This is a genomic window from Streptomyces sp. NPDC060198 (genome assembly GCF_042728415.1).
Taxonomy (GTDB): Bacteria; Actinomycetota; Actinomycetes; order Streptomycetales; family Streptomycetaceae; genus Streptomyces.
In genome coordinates this window covers 1-5335 of sequence record NZ_JBHWZJ010000435.1, presented here as the reverse complement: position 1 = coordinate 5335, position 5335 = coordinate 1, and the positions used below count along the sequence as shown (strand labels likewise).

The window sequence follows — 5335 nt, the reverse complement described above, 5'->3', positions numbered from 1 at the left end:
GTTCCGTACCGGTCACGCGCGCGGCGGCACGTCCGTCACGCCGTGCCGCTCACGCCGCGGCCGGAACCTTCTCCCCCGCGCCTTTCTCGGCACCTTCCCCGGCAACGGCGCCGACCGGGGCCAGGGCGATCTCCAGCACCTGGCGGACGTCGGTCACCGGGTGCACCTCCAGCGTCTCCAGGACCTCGGCCGGGACGTCGTCCAGATCGGCTTCGTTCCGCTTGGGGATCACCACGGTGGTGATCCCGGCCCGGTGGGCCGCCAGCAGCTTCTGCTTCAGGCCGCCGATCGGCAGGACCCGCCCGGTCAGCGAGACCTCACCGGTCATCGCCACGTCCGTGCGGACCAAGCGCCCGGAGAGCAGCGAGGCCAGCGCCGTCGTCATGGTGATGCCGGCGCTCGGACCGTCCTTCGGGACCGCGCCCGCCGGGAAGTGGATGTGGGTGCCCCGGTCCTTGAGATCGGCGACCGGCAGCTCCAGCTCCGCGCCGTGCGAGCGCAGGAAGCTCAGCGCGATCTGCGCGGACTCCTTCATCACGTCGCCCAGCTGCCCGGTGAGGGTCAGTCCGGACGCCCCGGTCTCCGGGTCGGCCAGCGAGGCCTCCACGAAGAGGACGTCACCGCCCGCTCCGGTGACCGCGAGGCCGGTGGCCACGCCCGGTACGGCGGTCCGGCGTTCGGCCGGGTCCTGCGCGGACTCGGGCACGTGGTGCGGCCGTCCGATCAGTCCCCGCAGATCGGCGTCGGTGACCGTGAACGGCAGCTCCCGGTCGCCCAGTTCGTGCTGGGCCGCGACCTTCCGCAGCAGCCGGGCGACGGCCCGCTCCAGGTTCCGGACGCCCGCCTCACGGGTGTACTCGCCGGCCAGCTTGCGCAGCGCCGAGTCCTCCAGCACGACCTCGTCCTTCTCCAGGCCGGCCCGCTCCAGCTGGCGCGGGAGCAGGTGGTCGCGGGCGATGACGACCTTCTCGTCCTCGGTGTACCCGTCGAGCCGGACCAGCTCCATGCGGTCGAGCAGCGCCTCCGGGATGGACTCCAGGACGTTGGCGGTGGCGAGGAAGACCACGTCGCTGAGGTCGAGTTCGACCTCCAGGTAGTGGTCCCGGAAGGTGTGGTTCTGCGCCGGGTCCAGCACTTCGAGCAGGGCTGCGGCCGGGTCGCCCCGGAAGTCCGAGCCGACCTTGTCGATCTCGTCGAGCAGCACGACCGGGTTCATCGAGCCGGCCTCCTTGATCGCCCGGACGATGCGCCCCGGCAGCGCTCCGACGTACGTACGCCGGTGGCCCCGGATCTCCGCCTCGTCCCGGACGCCGCCGAGCGCGACCCGGACGAACTTGCGCCCCATGGCGTGCGCGACGGACTCCCCGAGCGAGGTCTTCCCGACCCCGGGAGGCCCGACGAGAGCCAGCACGGCTCCGCCGCGCCGCCCGCCGACGACGCCGAGACCCCGGTCGGACCGTCGCTTGCGGACCGCGAGGTACTCGGTGATGCGTTCCTTCACGTCCCTGAGCCCGGCGTGCTCGGCGTCCAGGGTCGCCTGCGCGCCCGGGATGTCGTACGCGTCCTCGGTCCGCTCGTTCCAGGGCAGCTCCAGGACGGTGTCCAGCCAGGTCCTGATCCAGGACCCCTCGGGGCTCTGGTCGGAGGAACGCTCCAGCTTCTCGACCTCCTTGAGCGCCGCCTCACGGACGTGCTCGGGCAGGTCGGCGGCCTCGACCCGGGTGCGGTAGTCGTCGGACTCGTCCCCCGGGTCGCCGTTGAGCTCGGACAGTTCCTTGCGCACGGCGTCGAGCTGGCGCCGCAGCAGGAACTCGCGCTGCTGCTTGTCGACGCCCTCCTGGACGTCCTTCGCGATGGACTCGGCCACATCCTGCTCGGCGAGGTGCTCGCCGAGCCACCGCACGGCGAGCTTCAGCCGGGCGACGGCGTCCGTGGTCTCCAGCAGCTCCACCTTCTGCGCGGTGGTCAGGAAGGGCGAGTACCCGGAGTTGTCGGCGAGCGCGGAGACGCCCTCGATCTGCTGCACCCGGTCGACGACCTGCCAGGCCCCCCGCTTCTTCAGCCAGGTGGTGGCGAGCGCCTTGTACTCCTTGACCAGCTCGGCGACAGCGCCCGGCAGCGGGTCGGGCACGTTCTCGTCGATCCGCGTCGCCTCGACCCAGAGGGCCCGCCCCGGACCGCTCGTACCCGCGCCGATCCGCACCCGCGAACGGGCCCGCACGATCGCCCCGGGGTCCCCGTCGGAGAGCCGCCCGATCTGCTCGACCGTACCGAGGACACCGGTCCCCGTGTATCTGCCGTCGATGCGCGGAACAAGAAGCACCTCGGGCTTGCTGCCCTCACCGGCGGCGGCCTGCGCGGCCTCCACGGCGGCGCGGGCCTCGCTGTCGGAAAGATCGAGAGGAACCACCATGCCCGGCAGCACGACTTCGTCGTCGAGCGGCAGCACGGGCAGGTCGAACGGGGTGGACGCCTTGGTGTCGGTAGCCATGATCTTCCCTTCGGCAGTCAAGTTGAGCTATGCACGCTCAATGCTTGTGAGCCGGAGAATGTTCCCCGCGGAGTGTTCGCTGTGAGCGATCGGGGAGTTGCCGTCCTGTGCGGATGGACCCCGCACCTTCCGGACCGAAGCCGCGTACGAGGTGCGTCGGTCTGGGTGACCTTGCATCGGGGTGCCCGGTTGGCAGGTGATGGATCGCGTGGCGGACGTAGTCCCGAGTAGTTCGGCAGGCCTCCCTCCTACGGATTCGAGGTCCGGGTTCATCGAGCCGGGCGGTTCGGAGCTACGGCGTCCGCCTCGGATGTACGGGCAGAGCGGAGGACGACACCAACCGGACGTGACGCACGCGGCAATCTCCGTGCTGGATACAGGGACCGATCGCACGCGACAGCCGTCCACTGCGGGTCGAGGTTGCCGGAGATCCACGGACGGACCGACGACCTCGCTCACGGCAAGTAGGACCGGAGGTCTTCGTCGTCCGGTTCGGGTTCCTCGGGGTGGAGCATGCGGCGAATGCAGCGCAGGAGTCCCGGTTCACCGGTTCCGGCGGCGGCGGACATCCACGGCAGGGCGTCCATGGCGTGCGCGCGTCCATCCGTGACGAGGGGGCCGATGGCCCGGCGGAGGTCCTCGGGGACGGGCTCGTCCGTGAGGCAGAGTCGGCTGATCGCCGCGACCAGACGGACTTCGGGTGCCTCCGCCCCGTCCAACCACCGTTCGCGGAACCACGGCACGGCCTGCGGGTGTCCGTGAGCCCGGGCCGCCTCGGCGACGGCGAGGAGCAGGGCGGCGCGGACCATGGCGTCGCGCTCGATGGCGAACCTGCCGGCGAGGGCGGTCCGGACCGTGTGGCCGGGGTCGGCGGCGGTGGCCAGGGCATAGGCCGCATCCATGCGGAGGGCGGGGTCGGAGTCGTCGAGAAGCGGCAGGAGCACGGGGGCTCCGGCGGTGATCGCGGCTCGGGCTGCGGCCACCGACCAGCCTGCCGGATAGCCCGTCACCTCGACGCCGTAGTCGTCGTAGTCGCCGGGGGCGTGGCGCCGGGGATCGTGGCGGTGGAGCAGGAATTCGTCGCGGGAGGCCACGCCATGGTGACGGGCGCGGGCCGGACCGGAGAGTACGGCGAGGGCGGCGGCACGGTGAGGGTGGCGGCCGTCGACGGCGACGGGAATCAGGAACGGTACGGCGAGGGCGGCGGCGGCCCGGCTGTCGTTCGCGCACAGTCCGCCCAGCACGTCCGTCGCGCCGAGAGCGGAGCCCTCGCCGGTGCACAGCAGACGGACGGCCGCGCGGGCAGCGTCACCGTGGGGGAAGTTCCCCCACGGCACGGCGTCCAGGAGCAACCCGCGCAGGGCCCGGGGCGGGATGTCAGCCACCACCGCCCGTACGTCGAACGCGCCTCCGACGAACGACTCGAGGTCCGCTCCGTCCACCAGCGCCGCGCACATCGCGAACGTCGGATCGGTCCGCCAATCCCTCACGCCGCACCCCCACCGTCGCATTCTCCACGACCTCGATCATGCCGCGCACGTCCGGCCGGGCCGGCGGAGAGCGTCCGTTCCGCGCCTGCGCGCCCTGGCGTCAGCCGGCCGGCACGACCGGCGGTCGCCGACCGAGCCACTGCTCGGCGCCCCAGGCGTGGAACCGCTCCACCTCGGTGAAGCCCAGCTTCGCCGCGAGGCGCATCGATCCGGCGTTGGCGGTCTGGGTGGCGAGCACCACGGGCTCACCGGGAAGGGCGCCGCCGATCCAGTCGAGCGCCGCCGTGCACGCCTCGGTGGCGTACCCGGATCCCCACGCGCGCGGAAGGAACAGGTAGCCGAGGTCGACCTTTCCCGCGGCAGCCGGGCGGCGGTGCTCCGCTGCTCTCCTGAGCAGGATCTGGCCGATCATCGTCCCGTCGAGTTCGACGACGAAGCTTCCCGGCCACCGCTCGGGCACCGCAGGCAGAGCACGTTCGAGTTCAGCACGCGGGCGGGGACCGCCGAGGTAGGTGTGGGCTTCCGACGACGACAGCAGTGCGACGAACAGCGCGCGGTCCCGCACCTCTGACTCGCGGAGTACGAGCCTCCCGGTCCTGATCGGGGCAGGCGGCCAGGTGATGGGTCCGAGTCCGGTCATGCCGCCACCCCACACCCCGGTCCGACAGAGAGCAAGGCCCCGCAGACCGGTCGCGATCCAGCGCCCCGGGCCACACCCTGCGGGCGGATCCGGTCCACGACACCACAGGACGAATACTTCCCCGGACATGGCGAAGAAATCTACAACGGTGACAGTAGACATTGATGAGTGGTGTGGCTAGGGTTTCTCACGTAGCCCAGAGAGACAGCAGGGCCCGGCAGAGACGAACTGCCGGGCAGCGGTACGCACACAACAGCAGTACGCAGTCGGTGCGGTGGTGGAGCCCCGGAGCCAGGACAGGCGCATGAAGGGCGACGGGGCTGACGACCGGACCGAGTGGCCCGCAGCGATCAGGGGCCGCCGAAAGAAGTACCGCAGCGCGGCACAGGTGCGCGGCGACGACGGTTCGCGGCACCTGCCGTACACGGTCCGCTCGACGAGCGGGCCGCTCGCACCTGCCGTACACGGTCCGCTCGACGAGCGGGCCGCCCCGGAGGGAAGAACGGAGGGACGGGCACCATCAGGATCGCCCGGGCGGATTGTCGAGCCCGGGTACCGCAGGACATCGAGGAGTGAGGTGGTCTCCGGTCACACACACGCGATCCCCGCACCCGCGGCGGCCATCCGCCGCGAGACGGTGCGGAACAAGAAGGCCGGCGCCGTACCGAAGCCGGCCGATGGTTTAGCAGTTCCTTAGGGGCCCTGGTGCCGTAC

At 71.6% G+C, this 5335-nt stretch carries 3 protein-coding genes; all 3 read right to left on the bottom strand.

The genetic code is table 11. The features are described 5' to 3' along the window. Positions 1 to 49: 49 nt before the first annotated feature. The gene (gene lon, locus ACFWEP_RS31055; RefSeq protein WP_387375091.1) at positions 50 to 2491 is read right to left on the bottom strand and encodes an endopeptidase La; all 2442 of its coding nucleotides are present in this window, start codon (positions 2489 to 2491) and stop codon (positions 50 to 52) included. 455 nt (positions 2492 to 2946) lie between these two features. Beyond that, positions 2947 to 3981: a hypothetical protein gene (locus ACFWEP_RS31050; RefSeq protein WP_387375090.1), complete on the bottom strand. Its 1035-nt coding sequence runs from the start codon at positions 3979 to 3981 to the stop codon at positions 2947 to 2949. A gap of 100 nt (positions 3982 to 4081) precedes the next feature. Beyond that, entirely contained in the window at positions 4082 to 4621 is a 540-nt protein-coding gene (locus ACFWEP_RS31045) for a GNAT family N-acetyltransferase (RefSeq protein ID WP_387375088.1), read from the bottom strand. Between the last annotated feature and the right edge of the window lie 714 nt (positions 4622 to 5335).

What these genes read in the sequence shown, in the direction of transcription:
- lon (WP_387375091.1), bottom strand. Translation starts at nt 2,491, where the DNA reads ATGGCTACCGACACCAAGGCGTCCACCCCGTTCGACCTGCCCGTGCTG.
- ACFWEP_RS31045 (WP_387375088.1), bottom strand. Translation starts at nt 4,621, where the DNA reads ATGACCGGACTCGGACCCATCACCTGGCCGCCTGCCCCGATCAGGACC.